Consider the following 24,044-nt stretch of genomic DNA (forward strand, 5'->3'; position numbering starts at 1 on the left):
GGGACCTCGACGACCATGCACGACGAAGGGCGCTGACCCATGGCCCGGGATGGGATCCGGCGACGGCTGCGCAAGGAGCGCGACCCCGAGGGGCGGATGTCCCTCGGCGACCACCTGCGCGAGCTGCGCCGCCGCACGCTGATCTCGATCGCGGCGATCCTCGCCGGCGCGATCGTCGGCTGGTGGAAGTACAACGACCTGTTCAAGGCGGTCACGAAGCCGATCCAGGAGATCGCCGGCAAGCGCGGCCAGGCCATCGCCACCATCACCTTCCCGGACCTCACCGGGTCGTTCTCGCTGCTCATCACCGTCGGTCTCTTCACCGGGCTGATCATCGCCTCGCCCGTCTGGCTGTTCCAGATCTGGGCCTTCATCGTCCCGGGGCTGAGCCGCAAGGAGAAGCGCACCGCGATCTTCTTCCTCGGTGCCGCGGTCCCGCTGTTCCTCGTCGGCTGCGTGTGCGGCTACCTCACGCTGCCGCGCGCGGCCGAGGCGCTGCTCTCCTTCACCCCCGACACGGCGAGCAACATCCTGCCGGCCAACGAGTACTTCGACTTCGTCCTGCGCTTCATCCTCGCCTTCGGCCTGGCCTTCCTGCTGCCCGTCTTCCTCGTCGGGCTCAACGCCGCCGGCATCCTGCCTGCGCGGATCCTGCTCAAGGCGTGGCGCCCGGCCGTCTTCCTCATCTTCCTCTTCGCGGCGATCATGACGCCGACCCCGGACGCCTGGACGATGCTCGCCCTGGCCGGGCCGATGGTCGCGCTGTTCTTCGCCGCCGTCGGCATCGGGTTCCTGCTCGACCGGCGCCGCGCCAAGCGCAGCCCCACCGCGCAGTGGGCGGACCTGGCCGACGACCAGGCCTCGCCGCTCTGACCCCCTCCCGAGAGAGCGGGGAGAGCGTGAACGGCGCGGACGGTCGACCCCGCCGGGTCGGGCTGCTCGTCAACCCGACCGCGGGCAAGGGCCGCGGGGCGTCGTACGGCGACCGGGCGCACCGCCGGCTGAGGCGTGACGGGCACGAGGTCCTCGACCTGTCGGGCACCGACCTCGCGGCGGCCCGCGCGCACGCGGCCGACGCGATCGCGGCGGGCCGCGTCGACGTGCTGTGCGTCGTCGGCGGCGACGGGATGGCGCACCTCGGCGCGGGCCTGTGCGCCGGGACCGACGTCGCGCTGGCCCTCGTCGCCGCCGGCACCGGCAACGACAACGCCCGAGAGCTCGGGCTGCCGCGGCGCGACCCCGAGGCGGCGGCCGCCCTCGTCACCTGCGGCCGGCCGCGCCGGGTCGACCTCGGCCGCGCCCGGTGGGGGAGCGGGGACGAGGCGGGCGAGCGCTGGTTCCTCGGCGTCCTCGGCGCGGGCTTCGACTCCGTCGTCGCCGAGCGCGCGGCCGCGCTGCGCTGGCCGCGCGGTCCGCGGCGCTACGAGGTGGCCATCGCCCGAGAGCTGCCCCGCTTCCGCCCCATCCCGTACGCCGTCGTCGTGGACGGCGGGCGCCTCGAGACCGCCGCCATGCTCGTCGCCGTCGGCAACGGGCCGGCCTTCGGCGGCGGGATGCGGATCTGTCCCGGGGCGTCGTACGACGACGGGCTGCTCGACGTCTGCGTCGTCCACGCTCTGTCGGTGCCCGCCTTCCTGCGGCTCTTCCCGACCGTGTTCCGGGGCACCCACGTGCGCCGCCGCCCGGTGCAGGTCCTGCGCGGGCGCCACGTCCGGCTCGAGGCGGACGGCATCGTCGCCCAGGCCGACGGCGAGCGGGTCGCCCCGCTGCCCCTCGACGTCGAGGTCGTCCCCGGCGCGCTCAGCCTCCTCGGCCCCTGACCCGGCCGTTTTCCACCGTTTCGCGGTAATCATCCTGGGAAATGGCTGACAGTCGGCCGTCAGCCCTCCCGGAACACGCCACCCCGGGACGACGATGCGCCTCGGGCCCCGCGGCGCCCCGCCCGACATCCGCCGGCCACCGCGGGTCCCGGACGGAGAACCATGCGCACACGTGTTGCGGCGCCGCTGGTCGCGGCGGCGCTGCTGGTGGGGTTCGGTCCCACCCTGACCACCGCCGCCACCGCGGCGGCCGGCCCCCCGAAGGACGACGCGCCGACCCTGCTGGTCCCCAAGGGGGAGCGCGAGGACGGCTCGGACGAGGCGGGCAACGCCAAGCTCCTGGACGCCTACTACTACACCGACCTGCTCGCCGGCGACGAGAAGCTCAGCCTCGGCCAGGCCGCCGCGCTGCGCGAGGCCGCGACGGCGAAGGCCGGCGCCCTGCCCACCGCGACGACCGCCGGCGCCGCGCGCGGCGGCGCCTGGACCTCGGTCGGTCCCGACCCGATCGTCCAGGTGGTGCGGACCTCGAACACCTTCGCCGCGATGGCCGGCCGCGTGAGCGCGCTCGCCATCCGCAAGGACGGCACCATCCTGCTCGGTGCCGCCCAGGGCGGCGTGTGGACGTACGACGCCGCCGCCGGCACCTGGACCTCGCGCACCCGCGACGCCAGCACCCAGTCGGTCGGCGCCCTCGCGCTCGCCCCGAGCGACGACCGCACCGTCTACCTCGGCACCGGGGAGGCCAACCTCGCCGGCGACAGCTACTACGGCGACGGCATCTGGCGCTCCTCCGACGGCGGCGTGACCTGGCGGCACGTCTCCACCCTCTTCACCGGCCAGTCGGTCTCGGCCATCACGGTCGACCCGACGAACGCCCGGCACCTCTACGCCTCCACGCTGCGCGGCCGCGCCGGATCGCACCGCACGACGGCGCCGACCGACCAGCCCTACGGCGTCTGGGAGTCCAGCGACGGCGGCCAGAACTGGACGCTGCGCAAGGGCACCCGCGACGAGTTCGCCGGCGCCACCAACCTCGTCATGGACCCCCAGGCGCCCTCGCACCTCTGGGCGTCGTTCTGGGGCCACGAGATCGACGCGTCGACCGACGGCGGCCGCACCTGGGCGCCGGCGATGAGCGGTCTGCCGGACGGGCAGTTCCTCCAGGGGGGCACCCGGTTCTCGCTCGGCATCTCGCACCCGAAGGGCCAGGCGCAGCCGACGCTCTACACCGGGTTCGACTGGTACGACCAGGCCGGGACCTACCACCCGTCCCGCGTCTTCAAGAGCGTCGGGGGGACGTCGTGGACCGACGCCACCGGCTCCCCGCAGACCGGTCCGGACTCCGTCGTCGGCTACTGCGGCACCCAGTGCTTCTACGACAACGTGCTGCAGCCCGACCCGACCAACCCCGACGTCGTCTACGCCCTGGGCCTCTACGGCTACAACAACTCGCCGCAGTCGGGCGGCATCTACCGCTCCACCGACGGCGGCGCGACCTGGCTGAGCCTCGGCTACGACCTGCACCCCGACTACCACGCCATCGCCATCGAGGCCGACGACCCGTCGCACGTCGTCATCGGCAACGACGGCGGCGTCTGGCAGTCGCACAACAAGGGCGGTCGGCACACCGGCGGTCCGCTGTCGACGGCGACCTGGGAGAACCTCAACGGCACGGTCGACCCGGCCACGGGAACCCTCCTGCACTCGACGGGTCTGGCCATCGGCCAGTTCGTCTCGGTGGCGACGGTCCCGCAGGTCCCCGGCCAGTACTGGGGCGGCACGCAGGACAACGGCACGATGCGCAAGTCGCTGCTCAACGGCCGCTGGTTCGACCAGTCCAGCGGTGACGGCGGCAACGTCATCGTCGACCAGACGACGACGAACCCGCTCAACCCGAGCGCCGCGGCCTACGTCTTCGGCGAGTACTTCGGCATCAGCCCCTACCGCTTCGACCCGAGCAAGGTCGGCACGATCTTCGGCAACGAGACGATCGACGGCGGCATCGACACGAAGGACCGGGCCGAGTTCTACGTCCCGTGGACCCAGAACCGCGCCAACCCGAACCAGCTCTTCCTCGGGACCTACCGGCTCTACCGCACCGACAACGCCGAGGCCCCGTCCGGCGGCGACGTCACGTGGTCGCCGGTCTCCGGTGACCTCACCACGGGGTGCACCGGCGCGGCGCCCAACGGCGCCCGCGGCTGCCTCATCTCCGCGGTCGGCGTCGCCGACGGCGGCGACGGGGTGTGGGTCGGCACGGACGACGCCGTCGTCTCGGTCAGCCCCGACGCGGTGACCGCGGCGCAGCCGCACTGGCAGCGCGTCGGCCGCGCCGTCCTGCCGAACCGTCCGGTCAACGCCATCGCGGTCGACCGGTCGAACTGGCGGGTCGCCTACCTCGCCTACGGCGGCTTCTCGGCCTCCACGCCGAAGCGCACCGGCCACGTCTTCGCCACGACCGACGGCGGCCTGACCTTCCGCGACGTCACGGCGAACCTGCCCGACGTCCCGGTCGACACCATCCAGATCGACCCGTCGGACAACCGCGTGATCTACGTCGGCACCGACGTCGGCGCGTTCGTCTCGACCAACGGCGGGACGTCGTACTCGCGGCTCGGCTCCGGCCTGCCGCAGGTCGCCGTCTGGCAGCTGGACTACGACGCCACGAACGGGGTGCTGCTCGCCGGCACCCACGGCCGCGGCGCCTACACGCTGGCCAACCGCGGTCGGTCGGCGGCGCTCGTCGTCTCCACCGCCGACGCGGGCGTGCCCGTCGGGCCGGCCAGCACGCTCGACTACACGATCACGGTGCGCAACATCGGCAACGGCCCGGCGTCCGACGTCACCATCACCGACCCGGTCCCGTCCGGCACGACGTTCCGGTCGGCCGACCAGGGCGGGCGCCTCACGGCGCGCGGGGTCGTGTGGTCCGGTCTGCGCATCCCGGCCGGCGGGCAGAAGCAGGTGCACCTGCGGGTGCAGGTCAGCCCGTCGCTGCCGCGGTCGGTCAAGGCCATCGTCGACGACGGGGTCACCGTGCGCACCGGGGACGGGGTCCGCACCAGCGGCAGCCCGCACACCACGCCCATCGCGCCGCCGTACGACGTCGCGGTGACGTCCACCGCGCAGACCGGCGGCGCCCGGGTCGGCACGTCGGCTTCGTACCACGTCACGGTGACCAACACCGGGTACCGGTCCGACGACTACACCGTCAGCGGCTCCGGCACCTGGCCCACCACGGCGTACGACGCCTCGTGCACGACCCCGCTGTCGGCGACGCCGACCATCGCGGCGGGGGCGAGCACCCACGTCTGCGTGAAGGTGGCGGTCCCGGCGACGGCGACCGACGACCAGCGCGACACCGAGAGCGTCACGGTCACCTCGGCCGGGGCGTCCGGGGCCGTCGGGGCGGGGCTGTCGCTGACGACCATCGCGGTCCGCAGCGACACCGTGCTCGTCGACGGTGACGGCAACAGCCCCGACACGTCGGGGCTGTACAAGGCCGCCATGGGTGGCACGCCGTACGGCTACTGGGACCTCGCGGCCGACGCGAACCTGCCGCAGTCCTACCTGCTCGCGCACGAGAACGTCGTCTGGTGGACCGGGAACAGCTACCCCGGCCCCGTGTCGCCGTACGAGGCCGAGCTGAAGGCGCTGCTCGACGGCGGCGGCCGGCTCTTCCTCTCGGGCCAGGACATCCTCGACCAGGCGGCGGGCACGACGAGCTTCGTGCACGACTACCTGCACGTGGCCTGGGACGGGTCGGAGACCCAGAACGACAAGGCCACCGTCGCGGTCCACGGGGTGCCGGGGAACCCGGTCTCCGGCGCCGCCGGCACCGTGGTCCTCGACCACTCCGTGCTCGGGGCGAACTTCGAGGACCAGGTCACCCCGATCGACCCGGCGGCCAAGGCCTTCACCGACGACACCGGGGCCACCGACGCCCTGACGGTGTCGACCGGCGGGTACAAGGTCTTCTTCGCCGCCTTCCCGGTCGAGGCCTACGGCACCGCCGCCGACAAGGCGACGCTCGTCGGTAACGCCCTCACGTGGTTCGGCCAGCCGTGACCGGCTGACCCACCGCCGCACCATCCGGCTCACAGCGCGGGGCCGCCCCCTCCCCGGGGGGCGGCCCCGCGTCGTCGCGGCGCGGGGTCAGCGCGGGCGGCGCAGGTCGAAGCGCAGGTCCTCGCTGATGCCGTAGTAGGCGCTCGGGCCGCCGGCCCGCATCACCGGCTGCGCCTTGGCGGTCTGGTAGATCCCGTCCTGCAGGTAGTCCTCGTCGATGTGCACGCCGACGACCTCGCCGAGGGTGAGGACGGCCCCGTTGGGCGTCCCGTCCGCGCCGGTGAGGGGCAGGATCTGGCTGACCCGGCACTCGAAGCCGACCGGCGAGTCCGCGACCCGCGGCGGCGCGACGACGCGGGACGGCGCGGGCTGCAACCCGGCCCGCTCCCACTCGTCGACGCCCTCGGTCGTCGACGTCTCGTTCATCCGCTCCGCCAGCGGCCGGGTCACGAGGCTCCAGGTGAACTCGCCGGTCTCGCGCGCGTTGCGCGCGCTGTCCTTCTCCTCGGTGCTGGAGAAGCCGACGATCGGCGGCGTGTAGGCGAAGGCGTTGAAGAAGCTGTACGGCGCGAGGTTGCGGGTGCCGTCCGGCGCGACGGTCGAGATCCACCCGATCGGGCGCGGCGCGACGATGGCGTTGAACGGGTCGTGGGGCAGGCCGTGGCCCTGCGACGGTCGGTAGAAGTGGACGCTGCTCACTGACGTAGTGTGACGGCATGTCCGCTGCCGACCGGTACGCCGCGGCGATGGAGCGGTCGCGCCGCGAGCGCGAGCAGCCCTCCCACGCCGAGCTCGACCGGTTCGCCGCCGGGTTCGACTTCCCCCTCGACGACTTCCAGCTCGAGGGGTGCCGAGCCCTCGAGGCCGGGCGCGGGGTCCTCGTCGCCGCCCCGACCGGGGCCGGCAAGACCGTCGTCGGGGAGTTCGCCGTCCACCTCGCACTCGCCACCGGCCGCAAGGCGTTCTACACGACGCCGATCAAGGCGCTGTCGAACCAGAAGTACCAGGACCTCGCGCGCCGCCACGGCGCCGACAAGGTCGGGCTGCTCACCGGCGACTCGTCGGTCAACAGCGAGGCGCCGGTCGTCGTCATGACGACCGAGGTGCTGCGCAACATGCTGTACGGCGCCTCGCCCACCCTCGAGGGGCTCGGCTACGTCGTCATGGACGAGGTGCACTACCTCGCCGACCGGTTCCGCGGCGCCGTCTGGGAGGAGGTGATCATCCACCTGCCCCCGCAGGTGCTGGTCGCCTCGCTGTCGGCGACGGTGAGCAACGCCGAGGAGTTCGGCGCCTGGCTGAAGGAGGTGCGCGGCGCGGTCGACGTCGTCGTCTCCGAGCACCGTCCGGTGCCGCTGTGGCAGCACATGATGGTCGGCCGCGACCTCTTCGACCTGTTCGTCGACGAGGTGTTCGACCCCAGCAACGCCGACGACGGCCGCGAGGACGAGCTGCGCGCCGGTGCGACCGCCCGGGTCAGCCCCGACCTGCTCGCCGCCGTGGGCGCCGTCTCCCGGCGCCAGCGCGAGGAGCAGGGCGGCTGGCAGCGCGCCGTACGGCAGGGGCGGGCCGGCCGCGGCGGGCCACGGGGCCGCGGTGGCCCCGGGCCGTCGCACGGCTCGTCGTACGGCGCCTCGTCCTCGCGCTCGTCGGTCAACGCCTCCGTGGGGTCGCGCCCGGGTGGCGGGCCGTCGCGGGCCGAGGTGCTGTCGCGGCTCGATCGCGACGGGCTGCTGCCGGCGATCACCTTCATCTTCAGCCGCGCCGGCTGCGAGGCCGCCGTCGCGCAGCTGCTCGCCGACGACGTCCGGCTCGTCGAGGAGGCCGAGGGCGAGCGGATCCGGCATCTGGTGGAGGAGCGGGTCTCGGCACTGGCCGACGAGGACCTGTCGGTCATCGGCTACTGGGACTTCGTCGAGGGTCTGACCCGCGGGTTCGCCGCCCACCACGCAGGGATGCTGCCGACCTTCCGCGAGGTCGTCGAGGAGCTGTTCACCGCCGGGCGGGTGCGGGCGGTGTTCGCCACCGAGACCCTGGCGCTGGGGATCAACATGCCCGCGCGCACCGTCGTGCTCGAGCGGCTGGTGAAGTTCAACGGCGAGGCGCACGTCGACATCACGCCGGCCGAGTACACCCAGCTGACCGGTCGCGCCGGCCGGCGCGGGATCGACGTCGAGGGCCACGCCGTCGTGCTGTGGAAGCGGGGGCTCGACCCGCTCGGCGTCGCCGGTCTGGCCTCGACCCGCACCTACCCGCTGCGCTCGAGCTTCCGGCCGACGTCGAACATGGCCGTCAACCTCGTCGCCCGGGTGGGGCGCGAGCCGGCGGCGGCGATCCTCGAGACGTCGTTCGCGCAGTTCCAGGCCGACCGGTCGATGGTCGGGCACGCGCGCACGATCCGCCGCAACGAGGAAGCCCTCGCCGGCTACGCCGAGGCGATGACCTGCCACCTCGGCGACTTCTCCGAGTACGCCGCCCTGCGCCACCAGCTCCAGCGGCTGGAGAAGGACGCCGCGAAGCAGCGCGCCGCGAGCCGTCGGACGGAGGCGGCGATCAGCCTCGAGGCGCTCAAGGTCGGCGACGTCATCAAGATCCCGTCGGGGCGGCGCGAGGGCTGGGCCGTCGTCGTCGCGACCCCGCGCGGGGCGCGCGGGGAGCACGGCGCGCCGAGCGTCGTCACGCACGACCGCAAGCTGTGGCGGCTCACCCTCGACGACGTCCCGACCCCGGTCGAGCCGGTGACGACGCTGCGGGTGCCCAAGGGCTTCAACGCCAAGAGCCCCAAGGAGCGGCGCGACCTCGCGACGTCGCTGCGGGTCGCCGTGCCGCACGACCCGCCCCCGTCGCGCAGGGCCGTCGCGGCCACGGCGGCCGCCGAGGCGGCCGAGGTCGAGGAGCTGCGCCGGCGGATCCGCGCGCACCCGTGCCACCAGTGCCCCGACCGGGAGACGCACGCCCGGTGGGCCGAGCGGTGGTGGCGGCTCACCCGTGAGACCGACGGCCTGCGGCGCAAGGTCGAGGGGCGCACCGGCAGCGTCGCGCGGACCTTCGACCGGATCTGCGACCTGCTCGAGGAGCTGGGCTACCTCGACGAGGACGGCACCCGGGTCACGCCGGCGGGGGAGCGGCTGCGCCGCCTCTACGGCGAGAAGGACCTGCTCACGGCCGAGTGCCTGCGCCAGGGCGTCTGGCAGCGGCTCGACCCCGCCGGGCTCGCCGCGCTCGTCTCGACGCTCGTCCACGAGCCGCGCCGCGAGGAGGTCGAGGTCGCGCCGCGGATGCCGAACGACGACGTGGCCGAGGCCTGGCACGCGACCGTCGGGGTGTGGAGCCGGCTCGAGGACGCCCAGGACCAGCACGACCTGCCGCGCACCCCGGCCCCCGAGGGCGGCATGGCGTGGATGGTGCACCGCTGGGCCTCGGGCGCGCGGCTCGAGACGGTGCTGCGCGACAGCGAGATCGCCGCCGGCGACTTCGTGCGCCGGTGCAAGCAGATCGTCGACGTCCTCGACCAGCTCGCCGACGCCGCCCCGAGCCCGGTGTTCCGGGCCACGGCGCAGGCCGCCGTCGACAAGGTCCTGCGCGGCGTCGTCGCCGCCGACCGCGTCGACTGAGCAGCACCCCAGGAACACCCCACTTGTTGCTGCTTTCTGACCGTTCCGCTGTGGGTGCGCCGACCAGCTGAGCGTCAGAAAGCAGCAACAAGTGGGGTTCCTAGTCCCGGAAGTCGCCGGCCGCGGCGCGCAGGCCGCGCAGCAGGTCGAAGCCGCGGGTCTGGTCCTCGTCGTCGAGGCCGACGACGCCGAACTCCAGCCCCATGAGCGCGGCCGTCGCGTCGGTGACGACCTGCGTGCCGCGCGGGGTGAGCGAGGCGAAGACCCGGCGCCGGTCGGTCTCGTCGGCGGCCCGGTCGACGAGCCCAGCGGCGACGAGCCGGTCGATGGCGTTGGTCACCGACGTCGGGTGCACCTGCAGGCGCTGGCCGATCTTCGACAGCGGCAGCCGCCCGTCGCGCGAGAAGTGCAGGAGGACGAGGACCTCGTACCGGGCGAACGTGACGCCGTACGGCTTGAGGGTGGCGTCGAGGGTCGCCAGGAGGATCTGCTGCGCGCGCATCACCGAGGTGACGAAGCGCATCGCCGTGGCGTCACCGAAGTGCCGCTCCCACAGGTCGCCGGCGCGGTCGACCGGGTCGAAGTCGAGCATGGGGGCGAGCGTAGCCAGCCGATAGTTGGATGTCCTACTATCGACTGTCCGAGCACCGCTGCCGTACGACGCCCCGGAGGACCCCGTGTCCCAGCCCACCCCCGCCGAGCTGCACGTGCCGACCCGGCCCGTGCGCTTCGTCACCGCCTCGGCACTGTTCGACGGGCACGACGCGTCGATCAACATCATGCGGCGGATCCTGCAGAGCCAGGGCTGCGAGGTCGTCCACCTCGGGCACAACCGCGCCGTCCACGAGGTCGTCGACGCCGCCGTCGAGGAGGACGTGCAGGGCGTCGCGATCAGCTCCTACCAGGGCGGACACGTCGAGTACTTCGAGTACCTCGTCGAGCGGCTGCGCGAGCAGGGCGCGGGGCACGTCAAGGTCTTCGGCGGCGGGGGCGGGGTCATCGTCCCCGAGGAGATCGCCCGGCTGCGTGCGGCGGGCGTGACGATCTTCTCCCCGGAGGACGGCCAGCGCTGGGGGCTGGCCGGGATGGTCAACCAGATGGTGCGCCTGTGCGACACCGACCTCGTCGAGGCCGGCGCCCCGCACCTCGACGCGCTGCGCACGGGCGACCGGGCGGCGCTGGCCCGGGCGGTCACCGCGGCCGAGACCGGCCTGCTCGACGACGCCTTCGTCGCCGGGGTCCGCGAAGCCGCGGCGTCGGCCGGCACCAAGGTCCTCGGCATCACCGGCACCGGTGGCTCGGGCAAGTCCTCGCTCACCGACGAGCTGGTCCGACGCTTCCGCACCGACCAGCAGGACAAGCTGCGGATCGCCGTCGTGGCCGTCGACCCGACCCGGCGCAAGGGCGGCGGCGCGCTGCTCGGCGACCGCATCCGGATGAACAGCCTCGACGGCGACCGGGTCTTCTTCCGCTCGCTCGCCACCCGCGGCGGCCGCGAGGTCCCCGAGGCGCTGCCGCTCGTCCTCGACCTCGTCAAGGCCGCGGGCTACGACCTGCTCGTCGTCGAGACCCCCGGCATCGGTCAGGGCGACGCCGGCATCGTGCCGCTCGTCGACCACGCGATGTACGTCATGACGCCGGAGTTCGGCGCGGCCAGCCAGCTCGAGAAGATCGACATGCTCGACTTCGCCGACGTCGTCGCCATCAACAAGTTCGAGCGGCGCGGCGCCAAGGACGCGCTGCGTGACGTCGGCCGCCAGCTCGTGCGCAACCGCGAGGCCTTCGGGAAGCGCCCCGAGGACATGCCGGTCTTCGGCACGTCGGCGGCGACCTTCAACGACGACGGCGTCACCGCGCTCTACCAGCACGTCGCGGGGATGCTGCGCGAGGAGGGGATGCCGCTCGCCGAGGGCGTCCTGCCGCACGTCGACGTCCGGCACTCCAGCGGCTCGCACGCCGTCGTCCCGGCCGACCGGGTCCGCTACCTCGCCGAGGTCGCCGACACCGTCCGCGGCTACCACCGCCGCACGGGTGAGCTCGTGGAGCAGGCCCGCCGCGCGCAGCGGCTGCGCGCCGTCGCCGACGAGCTCGCGGCGGACGGGGTGACCGCGGCCGACGAGGTCGCCCGCCGCGCCGAGGCGTCGTACGGCGACCTGCCCCGCGAGGTCCGCGAGCAGCTCGACGGGTGGCCCGCGGTCGTCGAGGCCTACTCCGGCGACGAGCAGGTGGTCCGCGTGCGGGACAAAGAGATCCGCACGACGCTGCGCCGCGAGTCGCTGTCCGGCTCGCTCGTGCCGCGGGTGAGCCTGCCGCGCTACGCCGACCACGGCGAGCTGCTCTCCTTCCTGCGCCGCGAGAACCTGCCCGGCCACTTCCCCTTCACCGCCGGGGTCTTCCCCTTCAAGCGCGACGGCGAGGACCCGGCGCGGATGTTCGCCGGCGAGGGCGACCCGTTCCGCACCAACCGCCGCTTCCACCTCCTCTCCGAGGGGCAGCCGGCGACCCGGCTGTCGACGGCGTTCGACTCGGTGACCCTCTACGGCCGCGACCCCGACCCGCGCCCCGACATCTACGGCAAGGTCGGCACCTCCGGCGTCTCCGTCGCGACCCTCGACGACATGAAGGCGCTCTACTCCGGCTTCGACCTCGTCTCGCCGACGACGTCGGTCTCGATGACGATCAACGGCCCCGCGCCGACCGTCCTCGCCTTCTTCCTCAACACCGCCGTCGACCAGCAGATCGACGTGTTCCGCGAGCGCGAGGGTCGCGAGCCCTCCGCCGAGGAGGCGGCCGAGGTGCGCCGGTGCACCCTGCAGACCGTCCGCGGCACCGTGCAGGCCGACATCCTCAAGGAGGACCAGGGCCAGAACACCTGCCTGTTCTCCACCGAGTTCTCGCTGCGCTGCATGGCCGATATCCAGGAATGGTTCATCCAGGAAGGGGTCCGCAACTTCTACTCGGTCTCCATCTCGGGCTACCACATCGCCGAGGCCGGGGCGAACCCCATCAGCCAGCTCGCCTTCACCCTCGCCAACGGCTTCACGTACGTCGAGGCCTACCTCGCCCGCGGGATGGCGGTCGACGACTTCGCGCCCAACCTGTCGTTCTTCTTCAGCAACGGGATGGACCCCGAGTACACCGTGCTCGGCCGGGTCGCCCGCCGCATCTGGGCGGTCGCGATGAAGGAGCGGTACGGCGCCGCCGAGCGCAGCCAGAAGCTCAAGTACCACGTGCAGACGTCGGGGCGCTCGCTGCACGCGCAGGAGATGGCGTTCAACGACATCCGGACGACGCTGCAGGCCCTCACCGCGATCTACGACAACGCGAACTCGTTGCACACCAACGCCTACGACGAGGCGGTCACCACCCCGACCGAGGAGTCGGTGCGCCGCGCGCTGGCCATCCAGCTCGTCATCAACAAGGAGTGGGGCCTGGCGATGAACGAGAACCCGCTCCAGGGCTCGTTCGTCGTCGACGAGCTGACCGACCTCGTCGAGGAGGCGGTGCTGCGCGAGTTCGACGCCATCACCGAGCGCGGCGGCGTCCTCGGCGCGATGGAGACCGGCTACCAGCGCGGCCGCATCCAGGACGAGTCGATGCTCTACGAGCAGCGCAAGCACGACGGGTCCCTGCCCGTCATCGGCGTCAACACCTTCCGTAACCCGCACGCCGACGAGGCCGGGGCGCCCGCGCCGACCGTCGCCCTGGCCCGGGCCACCGAGGACGAGAAGCGCGGCCAGCTGGACCGGGTGCGCGCCTTCCAGGAGACGCACCGCGTCGACGCGCAGGAGGCGCTGGCCCGGCTCAAGGAGGTCGCGACCCACCCGCAGGGCGAGGGCAACGTCTTCGCCGCGCTCATGGACGCGGCGCGGGTCTGCTCGCTCCAGCAGGTGACCGAGGCGTTCTTCGAGGTCGGCGGCGCGTACCGTCGCAACGTGTGAGCGACCTCCCCACCGCCGACCAGGTCCGGGCCCTCCCGGCGCAGGCCGACCGCGAGGTGACGCCCGACGTCGTCGACGAGAACGGCCACCTCAACATCGCGCACTACTTCCACCCGGCGGCCTACGCCGTGTGGGAGACGATGCAGCAGGCCGGCGTCGACCGCGACTACATCGACCGCCGGGGCCTGAGCTTCTTCACCGTCGAGCACCACCTGCGCTACCTCGCCGAGATGCGGCTCGGCGACCGCTTCACCGTGCGGCCGCAGCTGCTCGACCGCTCGGACACGGTCCTGCACGCCCTGTCCTACGTCCTCGACGAGACCCACGACCGGCTGGCCTGCGTCCTCGAGGTCACGTACGTCCACGTCTCGATGGCGACGCGGCGGGCCACCCCGGTCCCGGACGACGTCGGCGGCGCGCTCGACCGCGGCATCGCGGCCGGCCGCCTCGGCTGGACCCCGCCGGTGACCGGGACGATGGGGGTCCGCCGGCGGTGAGCACGCCGTACGACGACCTCCGCGCACCGGTCCCCGTCGCGGGGCCGGCGGCGCGGGTGGTCTCGCTCGTCCCGTCGCTCACCGAGGCGCTGGTCGCCACCCGCCGCGAGGCCGTCGTCGGCGCGACCGACTGGTGCACCCACCCCGCGGACCTCGACGTCGTCCGGGTCCGTGGCACGAAGAACCCCGACGTGCGCCGCATCGTCGACCTCGCCCCCGACCTCGTGGTCGCCAACCGCGAGGAGAACCGCGAGCTCGACGTCCGCCGGCTGCGCGAGGCCGGGGTGCCGGTGTGGGTCACCGTCGTCGAGACCCTCGACGAGGCCTTCACCGCGATGCGCAGGCTGCTGCTCGAGGGGCTGCGGTGGGAGGTGCCCGAGTGGCTCGAGGAGGCCGAACGGGTGTGGGCGGCGCCGCCCACCACGACCCCGTCCGGCGCCCCGCGGGTCGCCGTACCGGTGTGGCGGGACCCGTGGATGGTCGTCGGGCCCGGCACCTTCACCGGCGACGTGCTCGCGCGGCTCGGGTGCCGCAACGCGTTCGCGGACGCGGGCGAGCGGGGGCGCTACCCCTCCGTCGAGGTGACCGAGGTCGACGACCCGGACCGGGTCGACCGCGTGCTGCTGCCCGACGAGCCCTACGTCTTCACCGCCGCCGACGGCCCCGAGGCGTTCCGGCGGGTGCCGACGGCGCTGGTCAGCGGGCGACTGCTCACGTGGTACGGCCCGTCGCTCGTCGGCGCTCGGGCCGAGCTCGAGCGGGTGGTGACGATCGCGGGCGGCACCTGAGGAGATATCCGCGCGCCAGCGCCGCATCTGCGGTTAGAGTGCCGTCGTGCCCACCTACCGAGTCCGCGAGGCCGCCGAGCTGCTGGGGGTCTCGGACGACACGCTGCGGCGCTGGGTCGAGGCCGGCCGGCTGCCGGTGACGAGCGACGCCGCGGGGCGGCAGGCCGTCGAGGGGACGGTGCTCGCCGCGTTCGCGCAGGAGCTGGCCGCGGGGACCGAGCACCCGTCGCCGGGCCCCGTGCATGCCGAGTCGGCCCGCAACCGGTTCGTCGGACTCGTCACCCGGGTCGTGCGCGACACCGTCATGGCCCAGGTCGAGATCCAGTCCGGCGGTCACCGGATCGTCTCGCTGATGAGCCGCGAGGCCGCCGACGAGCTGCGGCTCGAGCCCGGCGTCCTCGCCATCGCCGCGGTCAAGTCGACCAACGTCGTCGTCGAGGTCCCCTCGCGGCGCTGAGCCACCCCGTCCGAGTCCGTCCCGACCCTGGGAGCACCGTTGCGCCACCGTCTCGTCCTCGCCGTCCCCGCGGTCGCCGCCCTGCTGCTCGCCGGCTGCGGCGGCGGCAGCAGCCCCGCCGCCGGGGGCACCAGCGGCGCGGGCACCTCCTCGAGCGCGCTGTCGGGGACGGTCACGGTCTTCGCGGCGGCCTCGCTCAAGGAGTCGTTCACCGCGCTCGGCACGGCCTTCGAGCAGGCGCACCCGGGCGTGCAGGTCACGTTCAACTTCGGCCCGAGCTCCGGTCTCGCCACGTCGATCACCCAGGGCAACCCCGCCGACGTCTTCGCCTCCGCCAGCCCGACGAACATGGACGCCGTCGTCAAGGCCGGGGACGCGTCGAACCCGACGACCTTCGCCAAGAACGTCATGGAGATCGCCGTCCCTCCGTCGAACCCGGGGAAGGTCGCCGCCGTCGCCGACCTGGGGCGCAGCGGGGTCAAGGTGGCCCTCTGCCAGGCCCAGGTGCCCTGCGGCAAGGTCGCCCGCCAGGTCCTCACCAACGCCAAGGTCTCGGTCACGCCGGTCAGCGACGAGACGGACGTCAAGGCCGTCCTCACGAAGGTCCAGCTCGGCGAGGTCGACGCCGGCGTCGTCTACGTCACCGACGTCAAGGCCGCGGGCACCAAGGTCACGGGCGTCGAGATCCCGAGCGACGTCAACGCCTCGACGAGCTACCCCATCGCGACGCTGAACAAGGCGCCCAATCCGACGGCGGCGGCGGCCTTCACGGCCTACGTGCTGTCGTCCGCAGGGACCCAGGCGCTGACCGCGGCCGGCTTCGAGGCGCCCTGAGCGGGGTGCCGGCGCCGTCCCCGGAGCGAGCGTCCGCGGGCCGGACGGCGGAGCGCTCGGGCCGCGACGTCGCCGCCCTGCGCCGACGGGGCGCCGTACCGTGGCCGCTCGGGGTCCCCGCCGCACTGGGCGTCGCGTTCCTGCTGGTCCCGCTGCTGGCGCTGCTCGTCCGGGCCCCGTGGTCGCGGATGGGGCAGGTGCTCGCCGACGCCGCCGTCCTCGACGCGCTGCGGCTGTCGCTGCTGTGCGCGTCCGGCGCGACGATCGTCTCCTTCGTCCTCGGCGTGCCCCTCGCGTGGTTCCTCGCGCGCGGCAGCGGACGGCTGACGAGCGTGCTGCGTGCGCTGGTGACGCTGCCGCTCGTCCTGCCCCCGGTCGTCGGCGGGGTGGCGCTGCTGCTCGCGCTCGGCCGGACCGGGCTGGTGGGGGAGTGGGTCTACCGGTGGACCGGGTTCTCGCTGCCCTTCACCGTCTGGGGGGTCGTCGTCGCCGAGGCGTTCGTCGCCATGCCGTTCCTCGTCGTCACCGTCGAGGGCGCCTTCCGCTCCGCCGACCCCGGCTACGAGGAGGCGGCCGCGACGCTGGGCGCCTCGCGGCTCACGACGTTCCGGAGGGTGACGTTGCCGCTCGTCGGGCCGTCGCTGCTCGCCGGAGGGGTGCTGGCGTTCGCGCGGGCGCTGGGGGAGTTCGGTGCCACGATCACCTTCGCCGGCAGCACGCCCGGGGTGACCCAGACGATGCCGATCAAGGTCTACCTCGCCCTCGAGGACGACCTCGACGCGGCGGTGGCGCTCTCCGTCGTGCTGCTGCTCGTCTCGGTCGTCGTCCTCGTCGCGCTGCGCGACCGCTGGCTGCGGGCGGGGCCGGCGGCGTGAGCGCGACGCTGGACGCCCGGGTCGTCGTACGGCGGAACGGCTTCGTCCTCGACGTCGAGCTCACCGCCCAGCCGGGCGAGGTCGTCGGCGTCCTCGGTCCCAACGGCGCCGGCAAGTCGACGCTGCTGCGCGCCCTCGCCGGGCTGCAGCCGCTGACCGGCGGCCGGCTCGCGCTCGGTGGGCGGGTCCTCGACGAGCCGTCGACCGCCGTGTTCGTGCCGCCCGCGGTCCGCCCGGTGGGGCTCGTCTTCCAGGACTACCGGCTCTTCCCGCACCTCGACGCGCTCGACAACGTCGCCTTCGGTCCCCGTGCCCGCGGCGTACGACGCCCCGCCGCCCGTGCCACCGCCGGTGACCTGCTGCGCCGGCTCGGGCTCGAGGGGCTCGAGCACCGCCGGCCCGCCGAGCTGTCCGGCGGTCAGGCGCAGCGGGTCGCGCTGGCGCGGGCGCTCGCCGTCGACCCCGGGCTGCTGCTGCTCGACGAGCCGCTGGCCGCGCTCGACGCCCGCACCCGGCTCGAGGTGCGCTCCCGGCTGCGCGAGCACCTGCGCGGCGTCGACGCCCCCGTCCTCGTCGTCACCCACGACCCGCTCGAGGCGATGGTCCTCGCCGACCGGCTCGTCGTCCTCGAGGGCGGCCGCGTCGTGCAGGAGGGGACGCCGCTGCAGGTCGCCCGCCGACCGGCGACGCAGTACGTCGCCCGCCTCGTCGGCCTCAACCTGTGGTCCGGCCGACTGGTGGGGACCGGTGTCGTCGAGCTCGAGGGTGGCGGTCGGGTGACCGGGACCCTCGACCCGGGGTCGGGTGCCCGGGAGGGCGACGCGGTCCTCGCCGCGGTGAGCCCGTCGGCGGTCGTCCTGTCGACCGCGGCGCCGGGACCGACGAGCGCGCGCAACGTCTGGCCCGGCACCGTCGAGGGCGTCGAGCTGCTCACCGACCGGGTCCGCGTCGAGGTGGGCGGCCCCCCGCACGCCTTCGTCGACGTCACCCCCGCCGCCGTCGCCGAGCTGGGCCTGCACCCCGGGCAGCCGGTCTGGCTGTCCGCGAAGGCCACCGAGACCGACGTCTACCCCGCCCAGAACCGGACTGCTGCGCAAGGGTGACGTCGACGTCCCGCCCCGATCCCGGGCTGCTGCGGGAAGGTGACGTCGACGTCCCATCCCGATCCCGGACTGCTGCGGAGGAGAGACGTCGACGTCCCGCCCGGAGTCCGGACTGCTGGGGGGAGTGCTGTCGGCGTCCCGCGGAGGGCACGACTCCAACCTCGACCGCTATCGTCCTGGGCCTCGAACTGATCGATGAGTGAGGGGACGTTCGGTGTTGACGATCGAGGAGATCTTCCCGCCGTTCGCCCTGCGCATCATCGGAGGTCCGGTCGAGATGCGTGTCCTGCGCGACGGGGACATCCCCGAGCTCGTCGAGCTGGTCCGATCGGGAGTCCAGACGCCCGGTCTGCCCATGCCGTTCCTGCGGGACTGGCACACCCAACCGTTCGACCCGGGGGCGCCCGGCGGATTCCCCACCGAGTCGCTCGCGTGGTGGTGGCGCCAGCGCAGCACGATCTCGCCGCAGGAGTGGCACCTCGCCCTCGTGGTCAGGAGCCAGGGCAGGGTGGTGGGCATGCAGGACCTGCGGGCCCGCGGCTTTGACCAGACCCGGCACGTCGAGAGCGGATCGTGGCTCGGACTGGAGCATCAGGGCCGTGGCACGGGAACCCTCATGCGCCGTCTCGCCGTCGGCTTCGCCTTCCAGGAACTCGGTGCCCGGTCATGTGGATCCGGCTACATCGCCGGCAACCACGCCTCCGCCGCCGTCAGTCGCAAGGTCGGCTACATCGCCAACGGGATCGAGCGGATCGTGCAGCAGACCTCCGACGGGCCTGTCGGGGTGGACGAGCAGCGGGTCCTGGTCACTCCCGCCACGTACGTCGCGCCGCAGGACCCGGTAGAGGTGCACGGGGCAGAGCAGCTGCGGCGGTTCTTGGGCATCACTCGAGGGTGACGTCGACCTCCCGCCTGGGCAGCAGTCCGGGTCCCCGGGGTGACGTCGACGTCCCGCCCCCGCAGCAGTCCGCGATCTCGGGGTGACGTCGACGTCCCGCCTCCGCAGCAGTCCGCGATCTGGGGTGACGTCAGCCGGCCGCGGGGATCCGCAGCGCCGTGAGCACCCGGTCGACCGAGGACGCGACGCCCCACGTGGACGCGACCTCGCTGAGCAGGCGCACGTCGGCGACGTCGGTGGGCAGCCGCAGGTCGACGTCGGGCACGGGCGCGTCACGAGCGACCTGCACGACGGCCGGGGCGGCGTCGAGGTACGCCGTCGCCGCCTCGAGCCGGGCGCGCTGCGCCCCCTTGATGGCCGGGTCGCCGCCGTCGACGGCGGCCCGCAGCGACGCGAGGTCGCCGTACGTCGCGATGAGCTTGGCCGCGGTCTTCTCGCCGATCCCGGCGACCCCGGGCAGGCCGTCGCTGGTGTCGCCGCGCAGGGTCGCCATGTCGGCGTACGCCGCCCCGGACGCCACGCCGTACTTCTCCCGCAGGAACGCCTCGTCGACCAGGTCGGAGTCCCGCACGCCGCCGCGCGCGGTGTAGACCACGCGCACCTCGTGGGCGTCGTCGACGAGCTGGAACAGGTCGCGGTCACCGGTGACGACGTCGACCGCCCGCACCCCGCGGTGCGCCTCGGCGAGCGTGCCGATGACGTCGTCGGCCTCGTACCCCGCCGACCCGATCCGCGGCAGACCCAGCGCGGCGAGCGCGTCGACGATGGCCGGCACCTGCACCCCGAGCTCGGGCGCGACGGCCTCCTCGTCGGGGCCGCCGCCCTCGGCGACGCGGTGCGCCTTGTACGTCGGGATGGCCTCGACCCGGAAGGCCGGTCGCCAGTCGTCGTCCCAGCACGCCGCCAGGTGCGTCGGCCGGTAGCGTTCGAGCAGCGAGGCGAGCATGTCGAGGAACCCGCGCAGCGCGTTGTTCGGCGGGGCGTCGGGGCGCGAGCGCTGGTCCGGGACGCCGAAGAACGCGCGGAAGTACAGGCTGGCCGAGTCGAGCAGCAGCAGTCGCTCGTCGGGGTGCTGGAGGCTCACGCGCCCACCCTAGGGTCCGTCGACCTCTAGGGTGACGCCGTGGAACGCCTCGACCGCCGCCTCGTCGACCTGCTCGCCGCCGACGGGCGGATGAGCTTCACCGACCTCGGCAAGGCCACGGGGCTGTCGACGTCGGCCGTCCACCAGCGGGTCCGGCGGCTGGAGGAGCGTGGCGTCATCCGCGGTTACCGCGCCGTCCTCGACCCCGAGTCGATCGGGCTGCCGCTCACCGCGCTCATCGCGGTCACCCCCTTCGACCCGGCCGCGCCGGACGACGTCCCGCAGCGGCTCGAGCACGTCCCCGAGATCGAGTCCTGCTTCTCCGTCGCCGGCGACGAGAGCTACGTCCTGCTCGTGCGGGTCGGCCAGCCCGGCGACCTCGAGGACCTGCTGGCCCGGATCCGCAGCGCCGCCAACGTCCGCACCCGCACCACCGTCGTCCTCTCGACGCCGTGGGAGGGTCGGCACGGTCAGCACGGCGACGACGACGCCTGACGCGACGAGGTGCCGGACGGCTCACGATCCGGGCGGAGCGGCCGATGGGCCAACCAGGTAACGGCCCCGACCCCAGGAGAGACATGCCCGTCGACGCCGTCGAGACCAGCACCTCCGTCACCTCCCGACCGGCTGCCGCGCCCGCCGACCGGGCGGGTCCGTCCGGCCGGCCGGCCCACGCCGGCACCGGGTCGGCGGCGACGATCGGCAGCGCCGCGGAGGCGGCCGCCATCGCCGCGCTGCGCAAGATGGTCGCGGCCGCCGAGGCCAAGCTGGCCCTGCTGCAGCGCCAGCGGGCCGGCGACCACGCCCTGCAGGGAGCGCGCATCGAGCTGGCCACCGCGTCCAGCGCGCTCGCGAACGCACTCGCCGACCAGGCCCGCCGGGCCCAGGAGGCCGCCGCGGCCGGCGGGCTCGACACCTACGCCTGACCGCTCGACGCGGCGCAGGTCGCCGTACGGCGTCCCTCAGCGCGCGATCGGCGCGGTGCTGGCGGCGGTGAGCCGAACGAGGTCCGCGGCGGTGAGCTCGACGTCGAACCCCCGGCGACCCCCGGAGACGTAGACCGTCGGGTGCGCCAGGGCCGAGACGTCGACGACGGTGCGCAGCGGCCGCTTCTGCCCCAGCGGGCTGATCCCGCCGACGACGTACCCGGTCGTCCGTTCCGCGACGTCGGGTGGCGCCATCGTCGCGCGCTTCGCGCCCACGGCCGCCGCGACCGCCTTGAGGTCCAGCTGCCGGTCGACCGGCACGACCCCGACCGCGAGGCCGCCGGGGGCGGCCCCGGCCGGCTCGAGCCGCACGAGGAGCGTCTTGAAGACCCGCGCCGGTTCGACGCCGAGCGCCTGCGCGGCCTCGAGCCCGTACGACGCCGCGCCCGGGTCGTGCTCGTAGGGGTGCGCCGTCCACGGCACGCCGCCGCGGTCGAGCGCCACCGTCGCCGGGGTCCCGCCGGCCACCGCCTTCCTCGCCACGCGGTGAGTATGCCGCCCGTCGGTAGGGTGGCGCCCGTGAGCCGCCGACCGACCCGCCGCCCGTCGAGCGAGGAGCCGCCGCGGCGGCGCCGCGGCCGGCGCGAGGGCGAGCTGACCGTCGACGAGCTCGCCGCGCAGACGGGGATGACGGTGCGCAACGTGCGGGCCTACTCCTCGCGCGGGCTGCTCCCACCCCCGCGGCTGGAGGGCCGGACCGGTTACTACGGACCCGACCACGTCGCCCGGCTCACGCTCGTGCGCGAGATGCTCGACCAGGGCTACACGCTGGCCGCCGCCGAGAAGCTCATCACCGCCGCCCCCGGCAGCGGCACCCAGGCGCTCGGGCTCTACCACGCCCTCATGAGCCCCTGGGACGGCGTCGAGGAGGAGGTCGTCGAGCCGCGGTCGCTGGCCCGCGAGGCCGGGATCGCCTACGACCCCGAGCTCGTACGACGCCTCGTCGACCTCGACCTCGCCACGGAGACCGAGGACCTGCGGCTGCGGATCGCCAACCCCACGCTCGTGCGGGCCGGGTTGCGGGTGATCGCCGCCGGCGTCCCGGCCGAGCGGGTGCTCGACATCGTGCCGACGCTGCGCGGGCACGCGGACGCGGTGTCGCGGCTCTTCGTGCAGCTCATCTGGGACTCGCTGTGGAAGGACTTCGTCGACGCCGGGATGCCGGCCCGGCAGTGGCCGCGGATGCAGCAGTCGTTCGAGGAGATCATCCCGCTCGCCGGGCAGGCGCTGCTCGCCGCGTTCCAGGACTCGCTCGGCACGGCCATCACCACGGCGATGCGCGACGCCCTGCCGGACGAGACCGCCGACGACGACACGGACCCCGACGACACGGACCCCGACGAGACCGACCCCGACGACACCGACCCCGACGGGGCCCTCGTGGGCGACCCCGACGAGGGGGACCGCTAGGCGGTCGCCGCCGCGCCGGTGAGTGTGCGCAGCCCGGTCCACACGGCCGAGACGACGAGGTCGGTCGCGTCCGCGGCGGTGACGCCGTCACGGTGGGTGCGCCAGACGGCGACCCGCTCGCAGGCGCCGACCACGACCTCGGCGTACCCCTCGACGAGCTGCTCGGGCACCTCGGCGAGGCCGGGGGAGCGGCGCAGGAACCCGACGATGACCGCGCCCTGCTGGGCCCGGATGCGCTCGACGTCGCGCTCGGTCGACACCGCGGCCGCGCTCTCCTGGTGCAGCAGACGGAACGCCAGGTCGTGCTCGTCGATGAACTCGAAGAACGCGGCGATGCCGCAGCGCAGGACCTCGTCGACGGGGGCGCCGGGCGGCAGCTGCTGAAGGGCCTCCTCGGTCGTGTCGGCCAGCAGGGTGCGGGCGCGGTCGACGCAGGCGATGAGCAGCCCGTCCTTCGACCCGAAGTAGTCGTAGATCAGCGGCTTGGTGACGCCGACCCGCTCGGCGATCTCGTCCATGGTCGTGGCCTGGTAGCCGAGGTCGGCGAAGACCTCCTCGGCGACGGACAGGATCTGCGCCTCGCGCTCCGCCCGCGGCATCCGGCGGCGCGGGACCGCCACCTCGTGGGTACGGCGTGCCGTCGTCCTCACCCTGGTCCCCGATCCGTCCTCGTGCGAGCACGCTCTCGTGCCCACAACTTACCCATGGTAACTTCAGCTGACGGCGCGCCGCCCCCGGTGCGCCCTCGGACTCTACCGCCGCGCTCGAAGGAGACCCCCGTGCCCGCTCTGCCGCTCACCGCCCGGCTCGGCATCACCACCCGGGGCCACTTCGACCCGCGGGTCAGCATCGTCACGGGGGGCGCCTCGGGGATCGGGCGCGCGATCGCCACGAAGCTCGCCGCCGGCGGCAGCCACGTCGTCGTCGCCGACCTCGACGAGGCGAAGGCGCAGCGGGTCGCGACCGGGCTGGGGTCGGCGACCGGCGTCCGGCTCGACGTCACCGACGCGGCCGCCGTGCGCGAGCTCGTCCGCGACACCGTCGCCCGGCACGGTGGCCTCGACCTCATGGTCAACAACGCGGGGGTGGCCGTCGGCGGGCTGCACGAGCAGCTCGAGCAGGCCCAGTGGGACCTCGCCCTGGCGGTCAACCTCGGCGGCGTCGTCAACGGCGTCAACGCGGCGTACCCCGTGATGCGCGAGGCGGGACGCGGGCACATCCTCAACACCGCGTCGCTGGCCGGCCTCATCACGGCGCCGGCGATGCTGCCCTACACGACGACCAAGCACGCCGTCGTCGGGCTGTCCACGGCGCTGCGGGTCGAGGCCGCCTCGGCCAACGTGCGGGTCAGCGTCCTGTGCCCCGGCTTCGTCGACACCCCGCTGCTCGACGAGATCCACACCGGCGGCCTGGCCGAGGGCGAGCGCACGAGCATGCGGCGCCAGATCAAGCTGCTCCAGCCGCGGCTCATCACCCCCGAGTACGTCGCCGACAAGGCCGTCGACGGTCTGCGCCGCAACCGCGCGATCATCCCCGTCGGCGGGATGGCCGAGGTCACCTGGCGGCTCGAGCGCTACCTGCCGGCCGTCGGCCGGGCGCTGACCCAGCTGCAGGCCACCGGCGCGCGCCGCGTGGTGCCGCGGCACACGGCCGGCTGAGAGCCCGG

General features: G+C 74.0%; 21 protein-coding genes. 16 read left to right on the forward strand and 5 right to left on the reverse strand.

The genetic code is table 11. The annotated features are described in order from the left end of the window. Positions 1-39: 39 nt before the first annotated feature. The 3 genes from tatC (at position 40) to FB458_RS17115 (ending at position 5,891) form a co-directional block, all read left to right on the forward strand. On the forward strand, positions 40-873 hold the full coding sequence (gene tatC, locus FB458_RS17105) for a twin-arginine translocase subunit TatC (RefSeq protein ID WP_246061316.1): 834 nt from the start codon (positions 40-42) through the stop codon (positions 871-873). A gap of 26 nt (positions 874-899) precedes the next feature. Continuing rightward, on the forward strand, positions 900-1,820 hold the full coding sequence (locus tag FB458_RS17110) for a diacylglycerol kinase family protein (RefSeq protein ID WP_141849563.1): 921 nt from the start codon (positions 900-902) through the stop codon (positions 1,818-1,820). Positions 1,821-1,982: 162 nt separating this feature from the next. Beyond that, the gene (locus FB458_RS17115; RefSeq protein ID WP_141849564.1) at positions 1,983-5,891 is read left to right on the forward strand and encodes a DUF11 domain-containing protein; all 3,909 of its coding nucleotides are present in this window, start codon (positions 1,983-1,985) and stop codon (positions 5,889-5,891) included. A gap of 87 nt (positions 5,892-5,978) precedes the next feature. On the opposite strand, the gene FB458_RS17120 is transcribed toward FB458_RS17115, so the two are convergent. After that, entirely contained in the window at positions 5,979-6,590 is a 612-nt protein-coding gene (locus FB458_RS17120) for a flavin reductase family protein (RefSeq protein ID WP_141849565.1), read from the reverse strand. Positions 6,591-6,607: 17 nt separating this feature from the next. Here FB458_RS17120 and FB458_RS17125 point away from each other — a divergent pair, with 17 nt between their 5' ends. Beyond that, on the forward strand, positions 6,608-9,505 hold the full coding sequence (locus tag FB458_RS17125) for a DEAD/DEAH box helicase (RefSeq protein ID WP_141849566.1): 2,898 nt from the start codon (positions 6,608-6,610) through the stop codon (positions 9,503-9,505). A 100-nt stretch (positions 9,506-9,605) separates the two neighbouring features. On the opposite strand, the gene FB458_RS17130 is transcribed toward FB458_RS17125, so the two are convergent. Then, positions 9,606-10,097 (reverse strand): MarR family winged helix-turn-helix transcriptional regulator, encoded by a 492-nt coding sequence (locus tag FB458_RS17130; RefSeq protein WP_141849567.1) that lies wholly within the window; start codon positions 10,095-10,097, stop codon positions 9,606-9,608. An 85-nt stretch (positions 10,098-10,182) separates the two neighbouring features. On the opposite strand from FB458_RS17130, the gene icmF reads away from it, so the two are divergent. The 8 genes from icmF to FB458_RS17170 all read left to right on the forward strand — a co-directional run bounded on the left by icmF (position 10,183) and on the right by FB458_RS17170 (position 18,898). Next, on the forward strand, positions 10,183-13,446 hold the full coding sequence (gene icmF, locus FB458_RS17135; RefSeq protein ID WP_141849568.1) for a fused isobutyryl-CoA mutase/GTPase IcmF: 3,264 nt from the start codon (positions 10,183-10,185) through the stop codon (positions 13,444-13,446). Then, entirely contained in the window at positions 13,443-13,943 is a 501-nt protein-coding gene (locus FB458_RS17140; protein WP_170185721.1) for a thioesterase family protein, read from the forward strand. The genes icmF and FB458_RS17140 overlap by 4 nt, the downstream gene beginning before the upstream one ends. Next, positions 13,940-14,731 (forward strand): helical backbone metal receptor, encoded by a 792-nt coding sequence (locus FB458_RS17145; RefSeq protein WP_141849570.1) that lies wholly within the window; start codon positions 13,940-13,942, stop codon positions 14,729-14,731. Before FB458_RS17140 ends, FB458_RS17145 begins: the two co-directional genes overlap by 4 nt. 46 nt (positions 14,732-14,777) lie before the next feature. After that, positions 14,778-15,188: a TOBE domain-containing protein gene (locus tag FB458_RS17150; protein ID WP_141849571.1), complete on the forward strand. Its 411-nt coding sequence runs from the start codon at positions 14,778-14,780 to the stop codon at positions 15,186-15,188. Between the two features lie 39 nt (positions 15,189-15,227). Then, positions 15,228-16,022, forward strand: a complete 795-nt coding sequence (modA, locus tag FB458_RS17155; protein ID WP_141849572.1) for a molybdate ABC transporter substrate-binding protein — start codon at positions 15,228-15,230, stop codon at positions 16,020-16,022. Then, positions 16,019-16,897: an ABC transporter permease gene (locus tag FB458_RS17160; RefSeq protein WP_141849573.1), complete on the forward strand. Its 879-nt coding sequence runs from the start codon at positions 16,019-16,021 to the stop codon at positions 16,895-16,897. The genes modA and FB458_RS17160 overlap by 4 nt, the downstream gene beginning before the upstream one ends. Continuing rightward, the gene (locus tag FB458_RS17165; protein ID WP_246061317.1) at positions 16,894-18,000 is read left to right on the forward strand and encodes an ABC transporter ATP-binding protein; all 1,107 of its coding nucleotides are present in this window, start codon (positions 16,894-16,896) and stop codon (positions 17,998-18,000) included. The genes FB458_RS17160 and FB458_RS17165 overlap by 4 nt, the downstream gene beginning before the upstream one ends. Positions 18,001-18,214: 214 nt before the next feature. After that, positions 18,215-18,898: a GNAT family N-acetyltransferase gene (locus tag FB458_RS17170; protein ID WP_141849574.1), complete on the forward strand. Its 684-nt coding sequence runs from the start codon at positions 18,215-18,217 to the stop codon at positions 18,896-18,898. A gap of 130 nt (positions 18,899-19,028) precedes the next feature. On the opposite strand, the gene FB458_RS17175 is transcribed toward FB458_RS17170, so the two are convergent. After that, complete coding sequence (locus FB458_RS17175; RefSeq protein WP_246061319.1) at positions 19,029-19,982, reverse strand: 5'-3' exonuclease; 954 nt, start codon at positions 19,980-19,982, stop codon at positions 19,029-19,031. 39 nt (positions 19,983-20,021) lie between these two features. Here FB458_RS17175 and FB458_RS17180 point away from each other — a divergent pair, with 39 nt between their 5' ends. Further along, entirely contained in the window at positions 20,022-20,477 is a 456-nt protein-coding gene (locus FB458_RS17180) for an Lrp/AsnC family transcriptional regulator (RefSeq protein WP_141849575.1), read from the forward strand. A gap of 83 nt (positions 20,478-20,560) precedes the next feature. After that, the gene (locus tag FB458_RS17185) at positions 20,561-20,908 is read left to right on the forward strand and encodes a hypothetical protein (RefSeq protein WP_141849576.1); all 348 of its coding nucleotides are present in this window, start codon (positions 20,561-20,563) and stop codon (positions 20,906-20,908) included. Positions 20,909-20,944: 36 nt separating this feature from the next. On the opposite strand, the gene ybaK is transcribed toward FB458_RS17185, so the two are convergent. Continuing rightward, positions 20,945-21,451, reverse strand: a complete 507-nt coding sequence (gene ybaK / locus FB458_RS17190; RefSeq protein WP_141849577.1) for a Cys-tRNA(Pro) deacylase — start codon at positions 21,449-21,451, stop codon at positions 20,945-20,947. Positions 21,452-21,487: 36 nt separating this feature from the next. Here ybaK and FB458_RS17195 point away from each other — a divergent pair, with 36 nt between their 5' ends. Then, positions 21,488-22,378, forward strand: coding sequence for a MerR family transcriptional regulator (locus tag FB458_RS17195; RefSeq protein WP_211356081.1), 891 nt, complete (start codon positions 21,488-21,490; stop codon positions 22,376-22,378). Here FB458_RS17195 and FB458_RS17200 read toward each other — a convergent pair. Beyond that, positions 22,375-23,028: a TetR/AcrR family transcriptional regulator gene (locus tag FB458_RS17200; protein WP_246061321.1), complete on the reverse strand. Its 654-nt coding sequence runs from the start codon at positions 23,026-23,028 to the stop codon at positions 22,375-22,377. The two genes, FB458_RS17195 and FB458_RS17200, sit on opposite strands and share 4 nt — an antisense overlap. Positions 23,029-23,157: 129 nt before the next feature. Between FB458_RS17200 and FB458_RS17205 the strand changes: the two genes are divergently transcribed. Then, complete coding sequence (locus FB458_RS17205) at positions 23,158-24,036, forward strand: SDR family NAD(P)-dependent oxidoreductase (protein WP_211356082.1); 879 nt, start codon at positions 23,158-23,160, stop codon at positions 24,034-24,036. The last annotated feature ends 8 nt before the right edge of the window (positions 24,037-24,044 follow it).

It is taken from the genome of Lapillicoccus jejuensis (genome assembly GCF_006715055.1).
GTDB classification, from domain to species: Bacteria; Actinomycetota; Actinomycetes; order Actinomycetales; family Dermatophilaceae; genus Lapillicoccus; species Lapillicoccus jejuensis.

Bases quoted from the DNA above. Each gene is read 5' to 3' on its own strand.
- tatC (WP_246061316.1), top strand. From the start codon at position 40: ATGGCCCGGGATGGGATCCGGCGACGGCTGCGCAAGGAGCGCGACCCC.
- FB458_RS17125 (WP_141849566.1), top strand. From the start codon at position 6,608: ATGTCCGCTGCCGACCGGTACGCCGCGGCGATGGAGCGGTCGCGCCGC.
- FB458_RS17130 (WP_141849567.1), bottom strand. From the start codon at position 10,097: ATGCTCGACTTCGACCCGGTCGACCGCGCCGGCGACCTGTGGGAGCGG.
- FB458_RS17115 (WP_141849564.1), top strand. From the start codon at position 1,983: ATGCGCACACGTGTTGCGGCGCCGCTGGTCGCGGCGGCGCTGCTGGTG.
- FB458_RS17185 (WP_141849576.1), top strand. From the start codon at position 20,561: ATGCCCGTCGACGCCGTCGAGACCAGCACCTCCGTCACCTCCCGACCG.